Annotated in this window: 1 protein-coding gene; it reads left to right on the top strand. The window is 51.9% G+C overall.

Annotated features, from left to right (window positions below):
• Positions 1-32: 32 nt before the first annotated feature.
• Positions 33-239: hypothetical protein (locus ACRHNM_RS18035; RefSeq protein ID WP_431138005.1), on the top strand; the 207-nt coding region annotated here is incomplete at its 3' end.

Below are 239 nucleotides of genomic sequence, written 5' to 3'. Positions count from 1 at the left end.
AGACATGCACCGATTCCCTATCCAAAAACACCATGCAACAAGATTCAAAGAACATATTATCCCCTAATGAAAAACAGGCGTTACGGGACCGGATCATGGAATCGGCCCGCAAGGCCGATCACCACAGGAAATGGAAATTCCGCCGTCGTGTCCTGATTGGCGCAGCAGCCTGCCTGGCTATTTCCATCGGGCTGACATTCTTCTACCGCCAGCCGGCAACACCGGGTATCGAGGATTTT

Origin of the sequence: Psychroserpens mesophilus, assembly GCF_050617655.1 — a bacterium.
GTDB lineage: Bacteria > Bacteroidota > Bacteroidia > Flavobacteriales > Flavobacteriaceae > Psychroserpens > Psychroserpens mesophilus_A.
Note: the sequence above shows the minus strand (reverse complement) of the source record. Positions and strands in the feature narration are given on the sequence as shown.